This is a genomic window from Kitasatospora sp. MY 5-36 (genome assembly GCF_001182915.1).
Taxonomy (GTDB): domain Bacteria; phylum Actinomycetota; class Actinomycetes; order Streptomycetales; family Streptomycetaceae; genus Kitasatospora.
The window spans coordinates 1-17377 of sequence record NZ_LFVW01000215.1 but is presented as its reverse complement, the minus strand read 5'-3'; the positions used below and the strand labels follow the sequence as shown (position 1 = coordinate 17377).

The 17377-nt window shown below is 73.8% G+C and carries 13 protein-coding genes and 2 pseudogenes; 6 read left to right on the top strand and 9 right to left on the bottom strand.

Annotated features, from left to right (window positions below; all coding sequences use genetic code 11):
- Nucleotides 1-312: pseudogene (locus AE652_RS15955) on the top strand (5-methyltetrahydropteroyltriglutamate--homocysteine S-methyltransferase); the annotation flags it as partial.
- Between the two features lie 84 nt (nucleotides 313-396).
- Here AE652_RS15955 and metF read toward each other — a convergent pair.
- Nucleotides 397-1314, bottom strand: a complete 918-nt coding sequence (metF, locus tag AE652_RS15950; protein WP_049652041.1) for a methylenetetrahydrofolate reductase [NAD(P)H] — start codon at nucleotides 1312-1314, stop codon at nucleotides 397-399.
- Between the two features lie 191 nt (nucleotides 1315-1505).
- Here metF and folP point away from each other — a divergent pair, with 191 nt between their 5' ends.
- The 3 genes and pseudogenes from folP (at nucleotide 1506) to AE652_RS15935 (ending at nucleotide 4776) form a co-directional block, all read left to right on the top strand.
- Nucleotides 1506-2330: a dihydropteroate synthase gene (folP, locus tag AE652_RS15945; RefSeq protein WP_049652040.1), complete on the top strand. Its 825-nt coding sequence runs from the start codon at nucleotides 1506-1508 to the stop codon at nucleotides 2328-2330.
- A gap of 64 nt (nucleotides 2331-2394) precedes the next feature.
- Nucleotides 2395-3748, top strand: a pseudogene (locus tag AE652_RS15940) (short-chain fatty acyl-CoA regulator family protein).
- Nucleotides 3749-4164: 416 nt separating this feature from the next.
- On the top strand, nucleotides 4165-4776 hold the full coding sequence (locus AE652_RS15935) for a polysaccharide deacetylase family protein (RefSeq protein ID WP_234348401.1): 612 nt from the start codon (nucleotides 4165-4167) through the stop codon (nucleotides 4774-4776).
- Between the two features lie 21 nt (nucleotides 4777-4797).
- On the opposite strand, the gene AE652_RS15930 is transcribed toward AE652_RS15935, so the two are convergent.
- Genes AE652_RS15930 through AE652_RS15920 form a run of 3 tightly spaced genes read right to left on the bottom strand, consistent with a single transcriptional unit; the run spans nucleotide 4798 to nucleotide 8364 of the window.
- Complete coding sequence (locus tag AE652_RS15930; protein ID WP_049652038.1) at nucleotides 4798-5934, bottom strand: bifunctional 2-methylcitrate synthase/citrate synthase; 1137 nt, start codon at nucleotides 5932-5934, stop codon at nucleotides 4798-4800.
- 19 nt (nucleotides 5935-5953) lie between these two features.
- Entirely contained in the window at nucleotides 5954-6859 is a 906-nt protein-coding gene (prpB, locus tag AE652_RS15925; RefSeq protein ID WP_049652037.1) for a methylisocitrate lyase, read from the bottom strand.
- Nucleotides 6859-8364, bottom strand: coding sequence for an MmgE/PrpD family protein (locus AE652_RS15920; protein ID WP_049652036.1), 1506 nt, complete (start codon nucleotides 8362-8364; stop codon nucleotides 6859-6861). The genes prpB and AE652_RS15920 overlap by 1 nt, the downstream gene beginning before the upstream one ends.
- A 284-nt stretch (nucleotides 8365-8648) precedes the next feature.
- Between AE652_RS15920 and AE652_RS15915 the strand changes: the two genes are divergently transcribed.
- On the top strand, nucleotides 8649-9455 hold the full coding sequence (locus AE652_RS15915) for an adenosylcobinamide amidohydrolase (RefSeq protein WP_049652035.1): 807 nt from the start codon (nucleotides 8649-8651) through the stop codon (nucleotides 9453-9455).
- Between the two features lie 66 nt (nucleotides 9456-9521).
- On the opposite strand, the gene AE652_RS15910 is transcribed toward AE652_RS15915, so the two are convergent.
- From AE652_RS15910 to aceA, 3 genes are all read right to left on the bottom strand, one after another.
- Nucleotides 9522-10388, bottom strand: a complete 867-nt coding sequence (locus tag AE652_RS15910; protein ID WP_049652034.1) for a 3-hydroxybutyryl-CoA dehydrogenase — start codon at nucleotides 10386-10388, stop codon at nucleotides 9522-9524.
- A gap of 27 nt (nucleotides 10389-10415) precedes the next feature.
- On the bottom strand, nucleotides 10416-12026 hold the full coding sequence (aceB, locus tag AE652_RS15905) for a malate synthase A (RefSeq protein WP_049652033.1): 1611 nt from the start codon (nucleotides 12024-12026) through the stop codon (nucleotides 10416-10418).
- Between the two features lie 167 nt (nucleotides 12027-12193).
- Nucleotides 12194-13489 carry an isocitrate lyase gene (gene aceA / locus AE652_RS15900; protein WP_049652032.1) on the bottom strand — a complete coding sequence of 432 codons (1296 nt, stop codon included), beginning with the start codon at nucleotides 13487-13489 and terminating at the stop codon, nucleotides 12194-12196.
- A gap of 355 nt (nucleotides 13490-13844) precedes the next feature.
- On the opposite strand from aceA, the gene AE652_RS15895 reads away from it, so the two are divergent.
- A complete protein-coding gene (locus AE652_RS15895; RefSeq protein WP_049652031.1) occupies nucleotides 13845-15287 on the top strand; it encodes a short-chain fatty acyl-CoA regulator family protein in 1443 nt (480 codons plus the stop codon).
- Here the strand turns inward: AE652_RS15895 and AE652_RS15890 are convergent.
- Nucleotides 15277-16527: a cytochrome P450 gene (locus AE652_RS15890; RefSeq protein WP_049652030.1), complete on the bottom strand. Its 1251-nt coding sequence runs from the start codon at nucleotides 16525-16527 to the stop codon at nucleotides 15277-15279. The two genes, AE652_RS15895 and AE652_RS15890, sit on opposite strands and share 11 nt — an antisense overlap.
- A 48-nt stretch (nucleotides 16528-16575) precedes the next feature.
- Nucleotides 16576-17377, bottom strand: an 802-nt coding sequence (locus tag AE652_RS15885; protein ID WP_049652029.1) for an FAD-dependent oxidoreductase, incomplete at its 5' end; no start/stop codon positions are given.

Below are 17377 nucleotides of genomic sequence, written 5' to 3'. Positions count from 1 at the left end.
CCTGGCTTGACAACATCATTGGGAATCTCCCTGGAGGCGACCCGCTCCCACATGGAGGTCGCCGGCGAGCTGGCCGAGGCGGGCTACCCGCGCGAGGTCGGCCCCGGCGTCTGGGACATCCACTCCCCGCGCGTCCCCAGCACCGAGGAGGCCGTCTCCCTGCTGCGCGCGGGCCTGGCCGCGATCCCGGCGGAGCGGCTCTGGGTCAACCCGGACTGCGGGCTGAAGACCCGCGGTTGGACGGAGACCCGGGCCTCGCTGGACAGCCTGGTCGGCGCCGCCCGCCTGCTGCGCGAGGAGCTCGCCGGCTGACCCAACCGGGCGGGGACTCTTCCGCCGGTTCGGGACGCCCGCCACGGCATGCGGGCCGCGTCGCGGCGCGGCCCGCATGCCCGTTCAACCGGACCGGGGCAGGCCGAGGTTCTGATAGATCTCGGTGGTGACCGTGGAGAAGTTCATGGTCATGAAATGCAGCCCGGGCACGCCTTCGGAAAGCAGCCGCCGGCACATGGCGGTGGCGTGCTCGATCCCGATCGAGCGCACGGCGGCGGGATCATTCTGGTGTTCCAGCATGCGGTCGGAGAGGGCCGTGGGAATGGAAGCGGTGCTCAGGGTCGGAATTCGGCGCAGTGACCGGATGCTGGTCACCGGCATGATCTCTGGAATCACCGGAATATCGCATCCGGCCTTCTGGAGACGGTCCCGGAAACGGAGGTATCCGTCCACCTCGAAGAACATCTGGGTGATCGCGTAGTCGGCTCCGGAACGGCACTTCGTGACGAAGTGCCGGATTTCCGACTCCCAGTCCGGTGACCGCGGGTGCATTTCCGGAAAAGCCGCCACCCCGACGCAGAAGTCGCCCGAGTCCTTGATGAGGTGAACCAGGTCGGCGGCGTACTCGACCCCGCCCGGATGCCGGACCCAGGCGCCCAGCGGGTCGCCCGGAGGGTCGCCGCGCAGGGCCAGGATGTTCCGTACTCCCTGGTCGGCGTAGTGCCCGAGGATGTTCCTGAGCTCGCCGACGCTGTGGCCGACGGCGGTCAGATGGGCGGCCGGGGTGAGGGTCGTCTCCTGGGCGATGCGGCCGGTGACGTTCACCGTCCGCTCCCGGGTCGAGCCGCCCGCACCGTAGGTCACCGAGACGAAGGTGGGGGAGAGCGCCTCCAGTCGGCGGATCGCGTTCCACAGTCCGGCCTCCGCCTCGGCGTTCCGCGGCGGCATGAACTCGAACGAATAGGAGTGCTTTCCGGTGGCAAGGAGGTCGCGGACGGTCGCCGCCCGGTCGGTGCGAGTGGAGGGTTTCCCGAGTGTCATGACAGGACGGTATACGCCCGGTCGGAATGGCGTGGTGGAAAGTCCACAGTGTGATACGCGGGTTTTCGCCAATGACGGTCGATGGCCTTCGGGGGTGGTCGCGGAGCGGCCTCCGGAGGCTGCACAATAGGGGCATGGAAAGACATTCGTACGCCCTTCCCGGACTTCCCGACTGGGGTCGCTGCGCGGTCATGGGAATCCTCAACGTCACCCCGGACTCGTTCTCGGACGGGGGATGCTGGCTGGACCCGGGCCGGGCGGTGGAGCACGGACTGGCGCTGGCCGCGCGGGGGGCCGACATGGTGGACGTGGGCGGCGAGTCGACCCGCCCCGGCGCCCGCCGGGTGCCGGTCGAGGAGGAGCTCGCGCGGGTGCTGCCGGTGGTGCGCGGACTCGCCCGGCAGGGCGTCCTGGTGAGCATCGACACGATGCGCGCCCGGGTCGCCGAGGCCGCGGTGGACGCCGGGGCCCGGATCGTCAACGACGTCAGCGGCGGCCGGGCGGACGAGGCCATGGCGAAGACGGCCGCGCGGGCCGGTGTGCCGTTCGTCGTCATGCACTGGCGGGGGCAGTCCCAGGGGATGGACGACCTGGCCGGCTACGGGGACGTCGTCGCCGAGGTGGTCGCCGAAGTGGGGCGCCAGATGGACGCCGTGGTGTCGGCCGGAGTCGACCCGGAGCAGGTCGTCCTCGACCCCGGCCTCGGCTTCGCCAAGGGCCGGAGCGACGACTGGGCGCTGCTCGCCGCCCTGGACGCCTGGGCCGTGCTGGACCGCCCGCTCCTGGTCGGGCCCTCCCGCAAGCGCTTCCTCGGCGAACTGCTCGCCGACCCGGCCACCGGCGAGCCCCGCCCGGCCCGGGAGCGGGACGACGCGACCTCGGCCGCCGCCGTCCTGGCCGCCGCGCAGGGCGCCTGGGCCGTACGGGTCCACGAGGTGCGGGCGGCCGCCGACGCCGTGCGGGTCGAGGCGGCCGTGCGGGCCCACCGGGCGACCGCCGACCGGCTGCCGGTGTAGGCCTTCGCAACCATCCGGGGAAGAGAAGACCGGGGAAGAAAAGAGAAGAGGGGTGCGTCGCACCATGGCACGTCCCGTCGGGCGCAAGATCTTCGCCCACGCCAAGCTGCGCCGGCTGCGCCGCGAGCACGGCATGAACCAGGTCGAGCTGGCCCACGAGCTCGGCATCTCGACCAGCTACCTCAACCAGATCGAGCACAGCCAGCGCCCGCTCACCGCCGCCGTGCTGCTGCGGATCGCCGAGGTGTTCGGCGTGGACCCGGAGTTCTTCTCCGAGGCCGACGAGGAGCGCCTCGCCGCCGACCTGCGCGCCGCCCTCGCCGACGAGGCGTGCGGTGCCCCCGTCCCGGCCGAGGACGTCGCGGAGGTGAGCCGGGACCACCCCGACGTGGCCCGGGCGCTCGTCGCGCTGTACCGCCGCTACCGGGAGGCGGCCACCAGGGTCGCCGATCTCGGCGACACCGCCGGGACCGCCGCGCTCAGCCCGGCCGAACCCCACGACGAGGTACGGGACTTCTTCTACACGCACCACAACCACATCCCGGCCCTGGACGAGCAGGCCGAGCGCACCGCGACCGCGCTCGGGGCGACCACGGCCGGCGGCCTCGCCGCCGCGCTGGCGGCCGCACTCGGCGAACGGCACGGCGTGCGGGTGGTCGACGCGGACCACCGGCAGCAGGCGGAGATGCGCCGCTTCGACCCGGCGAGCGGCACCCTCCGCCTCTCCGCGTGGCTGACCGACGGCCAGCGGGCCTTCCAACTGGCCACCCAGCTCGCGCTGCTGGAGCACCGGCCGCTGCTCGACGCGCTGGTCTCGGCGGCGGGGCCCGACCTCACCTCGTCCCAGGCGGCGGACCCGCTTCGGGGTCGGCTTCGAGACGGTCTGCCACCGGCTGAGCACCCTGCAGCGCACCGGCCGCCGGGGCGTGCCGTTCTCCTTCCTGCGCGCCGACCGGGCGGGCAACATCTCCAAGCGGCAGTCCGCGACCGACTTCCACTTCTCCCGCCTCGGTGGCACCTGCCCGCTCTGGACGGTCTACGAGGCCTTCTCGGCGCCGGGGCGGATCCTCACCCAGATCGCCGAAATGCCGGACGGCAAGCGGTACTTCTGGATCGCCCGCACCGTCACCCACGGCGGCTTCGGCCACCGCGCGCCGCGCAGCGAGTTCGCCGTCGCGCTCGGCTGCGAGCTGCGCCACGCCCACCGCCTGGTCTACGCCGAGGGCATCGCCCTGGACGGCCGGGAGGCGGCCACGCCGATCGGCCTGGGCTGCCGGATCTGCGAGCGGACCGACTGCGCCCAGCGGGCCCGGCCCCCCGTCGGCGGCCGGCTGGTGGTGGACCCGGACCGGCGTACCAGGGTGCCCTACCCGGTCGTCGCCGAGGGCCGTCACGGCGATCGGGAGGGGCGCCGCTGACCGGTGCCGCCGAGACGGCGGGCGGCGGGCGGCACCCGGGTGCCGCGGTCGGGCGACGGCGACGGATCCGGCACCGTGCCGCCGACCGTGTGGCCCTGGGTCCTTCCGGGTGGTGATGTGGGTCCCTCGGGGTGAACGCCGGGAGGGGGCGTCAGGCCCGGGGGGACACCCAGAAAATGTCAGATCATCAGATTGTCTCGCGAAGGCTGATCCTGGCCGCGGCCGGGTTGTCGGTCCTCGGCGCCGCAGGGTGCGGGGGAGCACGGTGGGCCGGGGAACCCGGTACCGCGCCGAGAGGGAACGCCGGGCCGCCGCCCGCGGCCGCGCCCCCGGCGGCCGCACCGGAAGCCGCACCGGCGGCCGCGCCGGAGGCCGCGCCTGAAACCGCGCCGGAGGCCGCCCCGGAAGCCCCCAGGGTGCTGACCGAGGCGGAGAGCCGGCCGCTGTTCGAACTCGCCGAGGAGGGGAAGGTGGTGGCCCTCACCATCGACGACGGACCCCATCCGCGCCACACCCCCGACGTCCTGGCGCTGCTGGAGAAGCACGGGATCCGGGCGACGTTCTTCCTGATCGGCGAGAACGCGGCCGCCCGTCCCGACCTGGTCCGGGAGATCGCGGCGCGGGGGCACCGCATCGGCAACCACACCTGGAGCCATCCGGACCTCCGTCACCTTCCCGACGACGCCCAGGTGCGGGAGGAGCTGACGCGCACCTCCGACCTCCTCGCCGGGATCACCGGCAAGTCGCCCGTCTGGTTCCGGGCCCCGGGCGGGGACTGGGCCCCGAGGACGCTCAGGACGAGCAGGGAGCTCGGGATGCGGCCGATGGGCTGGACGGTCGACCCGGAGGACTGGGCCGAGCCGGGGACGGACGTGATCCTCGGTCGGCTCACGAAGGAGATGCGCCCGGGAGCGATCGTGCTCATCCATGACGGCGGAGGCGACCGTTCGCAGACGGTGGCCGCCCTCACACGCTTCCTCCCCTCCCTGATCGACTCCGGCTACCGCTTCACCACCCCGCGGGCCTGACCGGACGGCGGTGCCGGTCTCCTACGCGGAGGCCGGCACCGGCCGCTGTTCCGGGCCGTCGTAGGAGGCGAGCGGGCGGATCAGGGCGTTGTGGGCGAGCTGTTCGGTGATGTGGGCGGTCCAGCCGGTGACCCGGCTCAGCACGAAGAGCGGGGTGAAGACCGGGGTGTCGAAGCCCATCAGGTGGTAGGCGAGGCCCGCGGGGTAGTCGAGGTTGGGGTGGATGCCCTTGCGGTCCAGTACCGCCTCGCGCAGCGCCGCGTGCAGGGCGGCCAGCCGGGTCGTCCCGGGGTCGGCCGCCAGGGCCACCAGCTCGTCGAGGGCGGCCTGCATGATCGGGACGCGGGAGTCGCCGTGCTTGTAGACCCGGTGGCCGAAGCCCATGACCTTCCGCCGGGAGGCGAGGGCGTCGTCGAGCCAGTCGGCGGCGCGGGCCGGGTCGCCGATCTCCTCCAGCATGTGCATCACGGCCTCGTTGGCGCCGCCGTGCAGCGGGCCCTTGAGCGCGCCGATCGCGGCGGTGACGGCGCTGTAGAGGTCGGAGAGGGTGGAGGTGACGACGCGGGCGGTGAAGGTGGAGGCGTTGAAGCTGTGTTCGGCGTACAGCACCAGCGAGACCTCGAAGCAGCGGACCACCTCGGGGGCGGGCACGGCGCCGAAGCACATGTGGAAGAAGTTCTCCGCGTACCCGAGGTCCGGGTCCGGGGCGATCGGGGCGAGGCCCCGGCGACGGCGCTGGTCGGCGGCGACGACGGTGGGCAGTTTCGCCAGCAGGGTCAGGGACTTGGCGAGGCCGGACGCCGGGCGGCCGTCGTCCTCGGTCGGGTCCTCGGCGCCGAAGAAGCTGACGGCGGTGCGCAGTACGTCCATCGGGTGGCAGGTCTCGGGCAGTTTCGCCAGCAGCTCGGCGGTGGTGCGGTCGAGCGGGCGCAGGGCGCGTTCGCGGGCCCGGAACTCGCGCAGCTGGGCGCCGTCGGGCAGTTCGCCGTGCCAGAGCAGGTAGGCGACCTCCTCGAAGGAGCGGTGGGCGGCGAGGTCCTGGACGGGGTAGCCGCGGTAGGTGAGGGAGTTGGTCTCCGGGATGACGGTGGAGATCCCGGTGGTGTCGACGACGACACCGGCGAGGCCGCGGTGGACCTCGGGTGCGGTGGTGGGCATGGCTGGTCTCCGGTGCGGGTCAGGTGCCGGGCGGGAGGGTGAAGTCGAAGACGGCAGAGTCGAAGGCCGCGTAGTCGGCGTAGCCGAGGAGTTCGTACAGCCGGGAGCGGGTCTGCATGCGCGGCAGCAGCGGCTCCTGGGTGCCCTCGGTGGCGATGGTGCGCAGCCCGTCCTCGATCGCGCCCATGGCGAGCCGCAGCAGGGTGACCGGGTAGAGGGCGATGTTGTAGCCGAGGCTCTCCAGGGTGCGGGTGTCCAGCAGCGGGGTCTTGCCGAACTCGGTGAGGTTCGCGAGCAGCGGCACGTCCACGGCCTTGCGGAACGCCTCGTACTCGGCCTCGTCGGCGAGGGCCTCGGGGAAGATCGCGTCGGCTCCGGCGTCGACGTAGGCCTTGGCCCGGTCGATCGCGGCGCCGAGTCCTTCGACGGAGCGGGCGTCGGTGCGGGCCATCAGCAGGAAGTCGGGGTCGCGGCGGGCGTCGACGGCGGCGCGCAGCCGGCGGACCATCTCCTCGCGGGGCGCGATGGTCTTGCCGTCGAGGTGGCCGCAGCGCTTGGGGTTGACCTGGTCCTCCAGGTGCAGCCCGGCCAGGCCCGCGTCCTCCAGGAGCTGGACGGTACGGGCGGCGTTCATCGGCTCGCCGAAGCCGGTGTCGGCGTCGATCAGCACCGGGAGGTCGGTGACCCGGGTGGTCTGCTGGGCGCGGGCGGCGACCTCGGTGGAGGTGGTCAGGCCGATGTCCGGCAGGCCGAGGTCGGCGGCGAGGACGGTGCCGGAGAGGTAGACGGCGTCGAAGCCGGTGTCCTGGATGAGCCGGGCGGAGATCGGGTTGATCGCGCCGGGGACGCGCAGCAGCCGTCCGGAGGCGAGCCGTTCGCGCAGCGCCCGGCGGCGTTCGGCGGCGGTGGTGCGGGTGTGCAGCATCAGAACAGGCCCTTCGGCAGGGTGCGGTCGAACTCGCGGACGGCCTCGGTGTCGACGGCCGGGAACAGTTCGTCGAGGCCGGCGGCTGTCAGCTCGGCGAGACCGGCCGCGGCCGACAGGAAGCGGTCCTGGTCGGTGGGGGTGACGACGCCCTCGGTGAGGGTGCGGAACTTCCGCTGGTACGCGGGGCGGTCGAAGGGGCGGGCGCCGGCCGGGTGGGCGTCGGCGACGGCCAGCTCGTCCTCGACGACGGAACCGTCGTCCAGGGTGATCACGATCCGGCCGCCGAAGGCCCGGCGCTGCGGGTCGGGGTCGTGGTAGCGGCGGGTCCACTCCGGGTCCTCGACCGTGCTGACCTTCCGCCACAGGGCGACGGTCTCCGGGCGGTTGGCGCGCTCGGGGGCGTAGGAGCGCTCGTGGTGCCAGCCGCCGTCCTCCAGGGCGACGGCGAGGATGTACGGGATCGAGTGGTCGAGGGTCTCCCGGCTGGCCGTCGGGTCGTACTTCTGCGGGTCGTTGGCGCCGGAGCCGATCACGTGGTGGGTGTGGTGGCTGGTGTGCAGCACCACCGAGCGCACCCGCTCCAGCGGCCCGGTCTTCTCGCGCAGCCGCCGGGCCAGGTCGATGACCGCCTGGGCCTGGTACTCGGCGGAGTGCTCCTTGGTGTAGGTGTCCAGGATCGCCCGGCGCGGTTCGCCGGGCTCGGGCAGCGGCACGGTGTAGTCGGCGTCCGGGCCGTCGAGCATCCAGGCGAGGAAGCCGTCCTCGCCCTCGTAGACCGGGGAGGGCGAGGTCTCGCCGCGCATCGCCCGGTCCACCGCCTCGATCGCGGCCTTGCCGGCGAAGGCCGGGGCGAAGGCCTTCCAGCTGGAGATCTCGCCCTTGCGGGACTGCCGGGTCGCCGTCGTGGTGTGCACGGCCTGCTGCACCGCCTGGTACACCGTCTCCGTCGGCAGCCGCAGCAGCGCGCCGAGCCCGCAGGCGGTGGCCGCGCTCAGGTGCGCGACGTGGTCGATCCGGTGGGCGTGCAGACAGATGCCCTTGACCAGGGCGACGTGGACCTCGTAGGCGGCGACGATGCCGCGCAGCAGGTCGGCGCCGGTGCGCCCGGTGTGCTGGGCGACGGCCAGCAGCGGCGGGATGTTGTCCCCGGGGTGGGAGTAGTCGGCGGCGAGGTAGGTGTCGTGGAAGTCCAGCTCGCGCACGGCGGTGCCGTTGGCCCAGGCCGCCCACTCGGGGGAGACCCGGGCCAGGCTGCCGAACACCCGGGCGCCGGGCGCCCCGTGGTGCGCGAGCGCCTGGGACCGGGCCACCGCCACCGGCCGGCGCAGCAGCGACGCGACCGCCACCGAGGCGTTGTCGACGACCCGGTTGACGGCCATGCCCACGGCGGCCGGGTCCAGCTCCTCGGTGGCGGTCGCGACGGCGGCCAGTTTCCAGGCCAACTGCTCCTCTCGCGGCAGCCGGTCGGCGCTGGGATGGACGCGGACGTGGTGCTCGATCACGGGACTCCTCGGGAGTGTCGGGACCGCCCTGACGGGCTCGTACGCTCCAGGCTGCCGCGCCGTCGGGCGGGGATCCAGCAGGCCAATCCGCGGAATCCGGACAGCTCCGGGCTGCGAATCCGCGAATCCTGCGAATCCGCGGATCGTGCGAACCTGCGGAGCCCGCGAAACCGCGAATCCTGCGGACCGGTCTCGCGGGGCTAGGATCCACAGGGCCTCCTCCGCCGGTGATCACCGCACCACGCCGCCGGACCGGGCCGGCCCGACCGCCCCCTGCCTCTGAGGTGATCACAGCGAACAGCCTGGTGTCCGAGCTGCGGCGACCCGCCGTCCTCCGCTCCGCGCGGTCGGAGGACGGCTCGTGTCGTCACCTGCTGGTGTGGAAGGCCGGCCCGGGCTGGCGGATGGTCAGCAGCGGCGTGCTGGGCGGGGGGATCGGTGAGCGCGGCTGGGTGGTGAACGCCCAGGTCCGGCCCGGCTACAGCCGGATGGACCCGGAGCGGCACCTGGCGGAGCTGGCCGAGGCCGAGGGCCTGCGCGGGCCGGGTGTCGGGCTGATGACCGCCGCGGAGGTCGACGACTGCACCTGGGGTGAGGACGGCGGCGCCGTCGCCCTGGTGACGACCGGCATCGGCGTCCCGACCTGGGCCGCGGCAGCCGCGGCACCGACCGGACCGTACGTCCCGGGGACGATCAACATCCTCGCGGTCGTGCCCGCGCCGGTGGCCGACGCGGGGCTGGTGAACCTGCTGGCGACGGCCACCGAGGCGAAGGTGCAGGCCCTCCTGGACGCCGGCTACTCGTGCTCGGGCACCCCGTCCGACGCCGTCTGCGTGGCCGTCCGCACCCCGGTCGACGGTGAGGCGGCCGACCCCTTCGGCGGCCCGCGGTCGGTCTGGGGCTCCCGGCTGGCCCGCGCCGTCCACCGGGCCGTCCTCGACGGGGCGGAACGCGACCGGGCCCGGCGGCGGGAGGGGCCGGGCGTACCGCACCAGGGGCCCCGGCCGGACTGCCACCGGGCGGACGTCCTTTCAGCCGGAGCGGTCGAAGCGCTCGGATCGGCTGGAGCGCCCGGACGCGTCACCGCCTGAACCCACGCCGCCCCGCCGGTGCCCGGCCCTCCGCGACGGGAGCCGGGCACCGGCGGGGCGCGCTCGTCACGCCGAGGCGTGCGCGTGGAACCCCCGTCCGCTCTTGCGGCCGAGCAGTCCGGCCTCCACCATGCGGGAGAGCAGCGGCGGGGGCGCGTACAGCGGCTCCTTGTACTCCTCGTACATGGACCGGGCGATCGCCTCGACGGTGTCCAGCCCGATCAGGTCGGCGAGTTGGAGCGGCCCCATGGGGTGGGCGCAGCCGTGGACCATCCCGGCGTCGATGTCCTCGGGGCTGGCGTGGCCGGCCTCGGCCATCCGGATCGCTGCGAGCAGGTACGGCACCAGCAGGGCGTTGACGACGAAGCCGGCCCGGTCGCGGGAGTGGACGACGTGCTTGCCGAGGACGTCCCGGGCGAAGCCCTCCACCCGGTCGAGGACGGTCGGGGCGGTGTGCAGCGAGGCCACCAGCTCGACCAGCGGCATCACCGGTGCCGGGTTGAAGAAATGCAGGCCCAGGACGTGGGAGGCACGGCCGGTGGTGATGCCGAGGCGGGTGACCGGGATGGCCGAGGTGTTGGTGGCCAGGACGGCGTCCTCGGCGACGAGCACCTTGTCCAGGGTGGTGAGCACCTCGGTCTTGACCCGTTCGTCCTCGACGACGGCCTCGACCACCAACTGGCGGTCGGCGAGCGCCTCCAGGTCGTCGGCGAACAGCAGGTGGGCCCAGGCGTCGGTGCGCTGCTCCTCGCTGATCCGGCCGCGGTCGGCGGCGCGGTGCAGCGAGCGGTCGATCCGGGCCCGGGCGGTCCGCAGGGCGTCCCGGCCGGCCTCGCAGACGACGGTGTCGAGCCCGGCGCGTGCGAAGACCTCGGCGATGCCGGCGCCCATCTGTCCGGCGCCGACGACCGCGACGCGGCGGATGTCGTTCATGGTGCACTGCCTCCGTGGTGGGGCGGCTCAGGCCGCGGTGCGGATCCGCACGAGGTGGCGGGCGTAGGCCTCGGTGGTGAGGAAGGCGGGCAGCTCGGCGCCGAGGGCGGTGTCCTCCAGGATCCGCACCGCGTCGTCCACCAGCGTCGGGTCGGCGCCCTCGGCGAGCAGCGTGGCGCGCTCCCGGTCGATCAGGCGCCGCACCATGTCCGGGGTGACGAGCGAGCCGCCGGTCAGCCGGGTGCAGTGGTGCTGCCACTGCCAGATCTGGCAGCGGGCGATCTCGGCGGTGGCGACGTCCTCCATCAGCCCGAAGACGGCGACGGCTCCGGAACCGCCGAGCCAGGCGGTGAGGTAGCGCAGGGCGACGGCGATGTTGGAGCGCAGCCCCTGGTCGGTCGGCAGGCCGGCGGACAGCCTGTGCACGCCGAGCAGGTCGGCGGCGGTGACCTCGACGTCCTCGCGGGTGCGGTCGAGCTGGTTCGGCCGGTCGCCGAGGACGTCGTCGAAGGCGGTGCGGCAGGTGGCGACCAGGCCGGGGTGGGCGACCCAGGAGCCGTCGAAGCCGTCGCCGGCCTCCCGCTCCTTGTCGGCGCGCACCTTGGTGAGGGCCACCGCGTTGGCCTCCGGGGCGCGTTGGGGGATGGCGGCGGCCATGCCGCCGATGGCGTGGGCGCCGCGCCGGTGGCAGGTGCGCACCAGCAGGTCGGTGTAGGCGCGCAGGAAGGGCTGGGTCATGGTGAGGGTGGCGCGGTCCGGCAGGACGTAGCGCGGGCCGTGCTGGGCGAAGTTCTTGATCAGGCTGAACAGGTAGTCCCAGCGCCCGGCGTTGAGCCCGGCGGCGTGCTCGCGCAGCTCGTAGAGGATCTCGTCCATCTCGAAGGCCGCGGTGATGGTCTCGATCAGCACGGTGGCCCGGATCGTCCCGTGCGGGATGTCCAACTCGGCCTGGGCGAAGGCGAAGACCTCGTTCCAGAGCCGGGCTTCGCGGTGGTCCTCCAGCTTGGGCAGGTAGAAGTACGGGCCGCTGCCGCGCTCGATCTGGCGCTTGCCGCAGTGGAAGAGGTAGAGGCCGAAGTCGACCAGGGCGCCGACGGCGGGGCGGCCGTCGACCAGCAGGTGCTGCTCGTCGAGGTGCCAGCCGCGTGGGCGGACGACGATGGTGGCGGGGTCGTCGCCGATCCGGTAGCGCTTGCCCTCCGGGGTGGTGTCGTCGATCCGGCGTCCGACCGCGTCGACCAGGTTGAGCTGCCCGGAGACCAGGTTGTGCCAGGTGGGGGCGGTGGCGTCCTCGAAGTCGGCGAGCCACACCCTGGCACCGGAGTTGAGCGCGTTGACGGTCATCCGGCGCTCGGGCGGGCCGGTGATCTCCACCCGGCGGTCGGCCAGGCCCGGCCCGGCGCCGGCCACGCGCCAGGTGCTGTCCTCGCGGACGGCGCGGGTCCCGGGGAGGAAGTCGAGGCTGCCGCCGTCCGCCAACTCGGCGCGGCGCCGGTCGCGTTCGGCGAGCAGCGCGGTGCGGCGGGCGGCGAACCGGTCGTGCAGACGGGCGAGGAAGGCGAGCGCCTCGGGGGTGAGGATCTCGTCGAAGCGGTCCTCGTGTTCTCCGAGGACCTCGATGCGGCTGGGCTGGCTCATCCGGTGCTCCAGGGGCGGGTGGAAGGCGCCCGGGGCCTCGTCCCTCAACGAGGCCCCGGGCGGCGGGGTGGGCGGCGGCCGCTCCCCAAAGCGGCCGCCGGGGTGGCTCGGTGGTGCTGTCCTTCCGGCTCGGCGGCCCGCTTCGGGCCCGGCGGCCTCCTTCGGGCTCAGTGGAACTGCTCGGCCTCGGTGGAGCCGGTCAGGGCGAGCGTCTCGGCGTTCGGGTTGAGCGCGGTGGAGACCAGGTCGAAGTACCCGGTGCCGACCTCGCGCTGGTGCTTCACGGCGGTGTAGCCGTCCGGCACGGCCGCGAACTCGGCCTCCTGGAGGTCGACGTAGGCCGTCATCCCGTGCTCGGCGTAGCCGCGGGCCAGCTGGAACATCGAGTGGTTGAGCGCGTGGAAGCCGGCCAGCGTGATGAACTGGAAGCGGTAGCCCATCGCCCCCAACTCCCGTTGGAACTTGGCGATCTGGTCGTCGTCCAGCGCGGCCTTCCAGTTGAAGGAGGGCGAGCAGTTGTAGGCGAGCATCGTGTCCGGGTGCTCGGCCTTGACCGCCTCGGCGAACTCCCGGGCCTGCTCCAGGTCCGGGGTGCCGGTCTCCACCCAGAGCAGGTCCGCGTACGGGGCGAAGGCCAGGCCGCGCGAGATCACCGGGGCCATGCCGGGCTCGACCCGGTAGAAGCCCTCGGCCGTCCGCTCGCCGGTGCAGAACCGGGCGTCGCGCTCGTCCACGTCGCTGGTCAGCAGGTTGGCGGCGAGCGCGTCGGTGCGGGCGACGATCAGGGTCGGCACGTCGGCGATGTCGGCCGCGAGGCGGGCGGCGTTCAGGGTGCGGATGTGCTGGGCGGTGGGGACGAGCACCTTGCCGCCGAGGTGGCCGCACTTCTTCTCGGAGGCCAGCTGGTCCTCGTAGTGGATGCCCGCCGCGCCGGCCGCGATCATGCCCTTGGTGAGCTCGAAGGCGTTCAGCGGGCCGCCGAAGCCGGCCTCCGCGTCGGCGACGATCGGCACCAGCCAGTCCGGGCCGCCGTTGCCCTCCGCCGCGTCGATCCCGTCCGCCCGCAGCAGCGCGTTGTTGATCCGACGCACCACCTGGGGAACGGAGTTGGCGGGGTAGAGGCTCTGGTCCGGGTACGTCTGCCCGGCCTGGTTGGCGTCGGCCGCGACCTGCCAGCCGGACAGGTAGATCGCCTGCAGCCCGGCCTTCACCATCTGCACGGCCTGGCCGCCGGTCAGCGCGCCGAGCGCGTGGACGTAGTCCTGCTCGTGCAGCTGCCGCCACAGCCGCTCGGCGCCGCGCCGGGCCAGGGTGTGCTCCTCGCGCACCGTCCCGGACAGCCGGACCACATCCGCCGCCGTGTACGTGCGCTCGATGCCCGCCCACCGCGGGTCGGAGGCCCACCGGGCGGCGAGCTCCGCCGCCGCCTGCTGCTCCTGCTGCTGCCGGACCGACTGAGTCATGGGTCTGCTCCCCAGGGTGCTCGTTTGCTCGTTGCGAAGGATGTGACGCACCTCACCGCGAGGGCGAGTGGGCGGCCGGACGGTGCCGGGCTGCGGTGGCGCACCGCGGGACGTGGAGGCCCGGACAGCCCACCGGACCGCGAGCGACCTGGTGTTCTGCGGCTGTCCTGCGCACCTCCCGGCCGCAGCACCGACTCTGGCACCCCCGCCGAGCCGCCGTCACCGGTGGACCGCGGCCAACTTCTGCGAACGCTTCCCGGTGAATCTGCGAAGGTTGCGAAGGCCTGACCGGCTGCCCTGCGGCTAGGCTGCCCGCGCCGGATCGACCGATGCGCACAGCGGGGAGAACGACACCATGGGAAAGGCCTTCGCCGGTGCCAGGCTGCGCCGCCTGCGCGAGGAGCGCGGCCTCAGTCAGGCCGCCCTCGCCCGACTGCTCGACCTCTCGCCCAGCTACGTCAACCAGTTGGAGCACGACGCCCGGCCCCTCACCGTGCCCGTCCTGCTGCGCCTCACCGAGGCCTTCGGCGTCGAGGCCGGCTACTTCGCCCCGCCCGACAGCGCCCGGCTCACCGCCGAACTGCGCGACGCGCTCGGCGAGGAGGTCACGGCCGGCCGGATCACCGGCGGGGACCTCGACGAGCTCGCCGCCCGACTGCCCTCCGTGGCACGGCTGTTGAGCGACCTGGCCCGCGGCCGCCGGGACGCCGCCGAGCAGCTCGCCGTCCTCGCCGGAGACCGCGGCCTCGGAGTCGACACGCACACCCCGCACGAGCAGGTCCGCGAGTTCTTCTACCGCCGCCGGAACTACCTCCACGAACTCGACACGGCCGCCGAGGAGTTGGCGACATCCATCGGCCTGCGGCGCGGCGAGGTCCGGACCGTGCTGGCCGAACGGCTCGCCACCGGGCACCGGGTCCGGATCGCCACCGGAGGCGGCCGACTGCACCAGTACGACGAGCCGACCCGGACCCTCAGGCTGTCCGACCGGCTGCGCCCCGGCCAGCAGGCCTTCCGGATGGCCACGCAACTGGCCTACCTGGAACACGACTCCCTGCTGTCCGAACTCGCCTCCCAGGACAGCCCGGAGAGCTCCACCGCCTTCGCGCTCACCCGCATCGGCCTGGCCAACTACTTCGCCGCCGCCCTCGTCCTGCCCTACACCGCCTTCCACGCCCAGGCGGAGGCGGCCCGCTACGACATCGAGCACCTCGCCGACCACTTCGGCGTCGGCTACGAGACGGTCTGCCACCGGCTCAGCACCCTCCAGCGCCCCGGCCTGCGCGGCGTGCCGTTCTCCTTCGTACGCGTCGACCGGGCCGGGAACGTCTCGAAGCGCCAGTCCGCCACGCCCTTCCACTTCTCCCGCACCGGCGGCACCTGCCCGCTGTGGAACGTCTACGACGCCTTCGCCGCCCCCGGGCGCGTCCACGTCCAGGTCGCCGCCATGCCGGACGGCCGCCGCTACCTCTGGACCGCCCGCGCCGTCACCCGCTCGCCCGGCGGCTGGGGCCGCCCCGGCAAGACCTTCGCCATCGGCCTCGGCTGCGAGATCCGGCACGCCGGCCGACTGGTCTACTCCGCCGGCCTGGACCTCGGCGACGAGGCGGCCGCCACCCCGATCGGCCTCGGCTGCAAGGTCTGCGAACGCCCGGCCTGCCCGCAGCGCTCCGCTCCGGCCATCGGCCGGCCGCTGGCCGTCGACGAGCACACCAGCACCTTCGTCCCGTACGCCGCGCTGCCCGGCCCCCGGGACCGAGGGCGCCCGGACGGCTGGGGCGGCACGCTCAGTCCGTGATGCCGGAGACCGCCAGCGGCAGGTGGCGGGGCCCGCGCAGGATCGGGCTGCGGCGGTACACGGGCGGGTCCTGGAGCAGGCGGGGGTCGTCGAGACGGCGGACGAGCGCGGTGAGGGCGATCTGCCCCTCGACCCTGGCGAGCGGCGCGCCGAAGCAGCTGTGCACGCCGCTGCCGAAGCCGAGGTGCTGGTTGTCCTGCCGGGTCGGGTCGAAGCGGTCCGGGTCGCGGAACCGCCGCGGGTCCCGGTTGCCGGCGGCGAGGACCAGGACCAGCGGCGCGCCCTTGGGGATGGTGACGCCGTCGACCTCGACGTCGGTCAGCGCGGTGCGCTGCGGCAGCAGTTGGACCGGGGGCTCGTAGCGCAGCACCTCCTCCACCATGCCCGGCATCAACTCGGGCCGTTCGCGCATCATTTGGAGGGCCTCGGGATGGCGCAGCAGGGTGAGCACGCTGTTGGTGACCAGGTTGACGGTCGTCTCGTGCCCGGCGATGAGCAGCAGGACGGCGGTGGCCATCAGCTCAGGCCGGGTGAAGCCACCCTCCGGGCCGGGGTCGTTGACGAAGGCGGAGAGCATGTCGTCGGAGGGCCTGCCGCGGCGGCTCTCGGCGAGTTCGCCGAGGTAGAGCCCCATCTCCGTCCGGGCCTGGAGGGCCACCCGCTGCCGCTCGGCCGGGTCGGTACCGGGGGTGGGGTCGAAGCCCTCGATCAGGGTCTCGGACCAGGCGTGGAACCGGGGTTCGTCCTCGCGCGGCACCCCGAGCAGCCGGCAGATCACGGTGACGGGGAGCGGGTAGGCGAAGTCCTCGACGAGGTCGATCCGGTCGCGGCCGCGCAGCCCGTCGATCAACTCCCCGGCGATCGCGGTGATCTCGTCGTGCATGGCGTCGACCCGGCCGGGCGTGTGCGGCGGGCCGAAGGGCCGCATGGCCAGGTTGCGCAGCCGTTCGTGCTCGGGGTCGTCCCGGCCGATGAAGGCGACCGGGACGACCGGCACCTCGTCCGGGTCGGTGCGGTTGCGGCGGTCGGAGCTGATCCGCGGGTCGTGGAGCAGCGCGGCGACCTCGTCGTAGGTGCCGACCAGGTAGCCGCCGTCGTCCTGGCGGGCCACGCCGTGCTCGCGCAGTTCGGCGTAGAGGGGGTAGGGGTCGGCGCGGTTGGCGTAGTCGGTGATCCGGCGGTACAGGGTGCCGGCGGAACCGGTGCCGGTGCTGGTGCCGGGGGTGTCGGTGGTGGCCATGGCGGGCTCCTCGGGGGTGGCGGCGGCGGTCCGCGGCGCGGGCGGTGCTCAGCCGTCCCAGCGCCGAAAGGTCAGCCGCCGGTCGGGCAGGTGACCGGTGAGCGCGACGGTGGGACCGTGCGAGAGCACCTTCGGATCGGGCACGTCGGACGGGACGGGGGTACGGGAGGGCGGAGGCTCCACGCCGACCCAGTCGGGCGGGAACGGGGCGGCGGTCTCGATCAGCCCCTGGTAGTGCTCCAGCCACTTGGCCCGGTTCACGCTCACGGCGGCCGTGATCCGGCCCCGGTACCCGTAGACCGCGACGAACCGCCGCTCCTCCGGCGAGCCCTGGGCGACCACCACGTGGTCGGAGAAGGTCGGCACGCCGACGGACTTGATGTTGAGGCCGAACTGGCTGGACCAGAAGGCGGGCACGCTCAGGTGCGGCAGCCGGCGCGGCCCCGGGTTGACCATGTTGTGGGCCGCCACCGCGGCCTGGGCGACCGCGTTGCCCCAGTGTTCGAGGGAGAGCAGCTGGTACTCGAAGAGCGGGTGCGGGAAGCGGGCGACGTCACCCGCGACGAAGACGTCGTCGGTGACGATCCCGTACATGTCGAAGGCGCGGCAGCCGGCGTCGCAGGCGATGCCGCGCCGACCGGCGGCGAGCCCGGAGTCGGCCAGCCACTCGGTGTTGCGCACGGCCCCCAGGGCGACCACGGCGACGTCCGCCTCGATCCGGCTGCCGTCGGAGAGCTCGGCGCCGGTGAGCCGACCGTCCCGGCCGTGGAGCGCGGTGACGGTCACCCCGCAGCGCAGGTCGACCCCGTGGGCGCGCTGGACCCTGGCCGCGAAGGCGCCGAAGGCCCCG

Excerpts from the sequence above, each read along its gene's own strand:
- aceB (WP_049652033.1), bottom strand. The coding sequence starts at position 12,026 with ATGAGCCAGCCCAGCCGCATCGAGGTCCTCGGAGAACACGAGGACCGC.
- AE652_RS15930 (WP_049652038.1), bottom strand. The coding sequence starts at position 5,934 with ATGCCCACCACCGCACCCGAGGTCCACCGCGGCCTCGCCGGTGTCGTC.
- AE652_RS15890 (WP_049652030.1), bottom strand. The coding sequence starts at position 16,527 with ATGGCCACCACCGACACCCCCGGCACCAGCACCGGCACCGGTTCCGCC.
- folP (WP_049652040.1), top strand. The coding sequence starts at position 1,506 with ATGGGAATCCTCAACGTCACCCCGGACTCGTTCTCGGACGGGGGATGC.
- AE652_RS15910 (WP_049652034.1), bottom strand. The coding sequence starts at position 10,388 with ATGAACGACATCCGCCGCGTCGCGGTCGTCGGCGCCGGACAGATGGGC.
- metF (WP_049652041.1), bottom strand. The coding sequence starts at position 1,314 with ATGACACTCGGGAAACCCTCCACTCGCACCGACCGGGCGGCGACCGTC.
- prpB (WP_049652037.1), bottom strand. The coding sequence starts at position 6,859 with ATGCTGCACACCCGCACCACCGCCGCCGAACGCCGCCGGGCGCTGCGC.
- AE652_RS15895 (WP_049652031.1), top strand. The coding sequence starts at position 13,845 with ATGGGAAAGGCCTTCGCCGGTGCCAGGCTGCGCCGCCTGCGCGAGGAG.
- aceA (WP_049652032.1), bottom strand. The coding sequence starts at position 13,489 with ATGACTCAGTCGGTCCGGCAGCAGCAGGAGCAGCAGGCGGCGGCGGAG.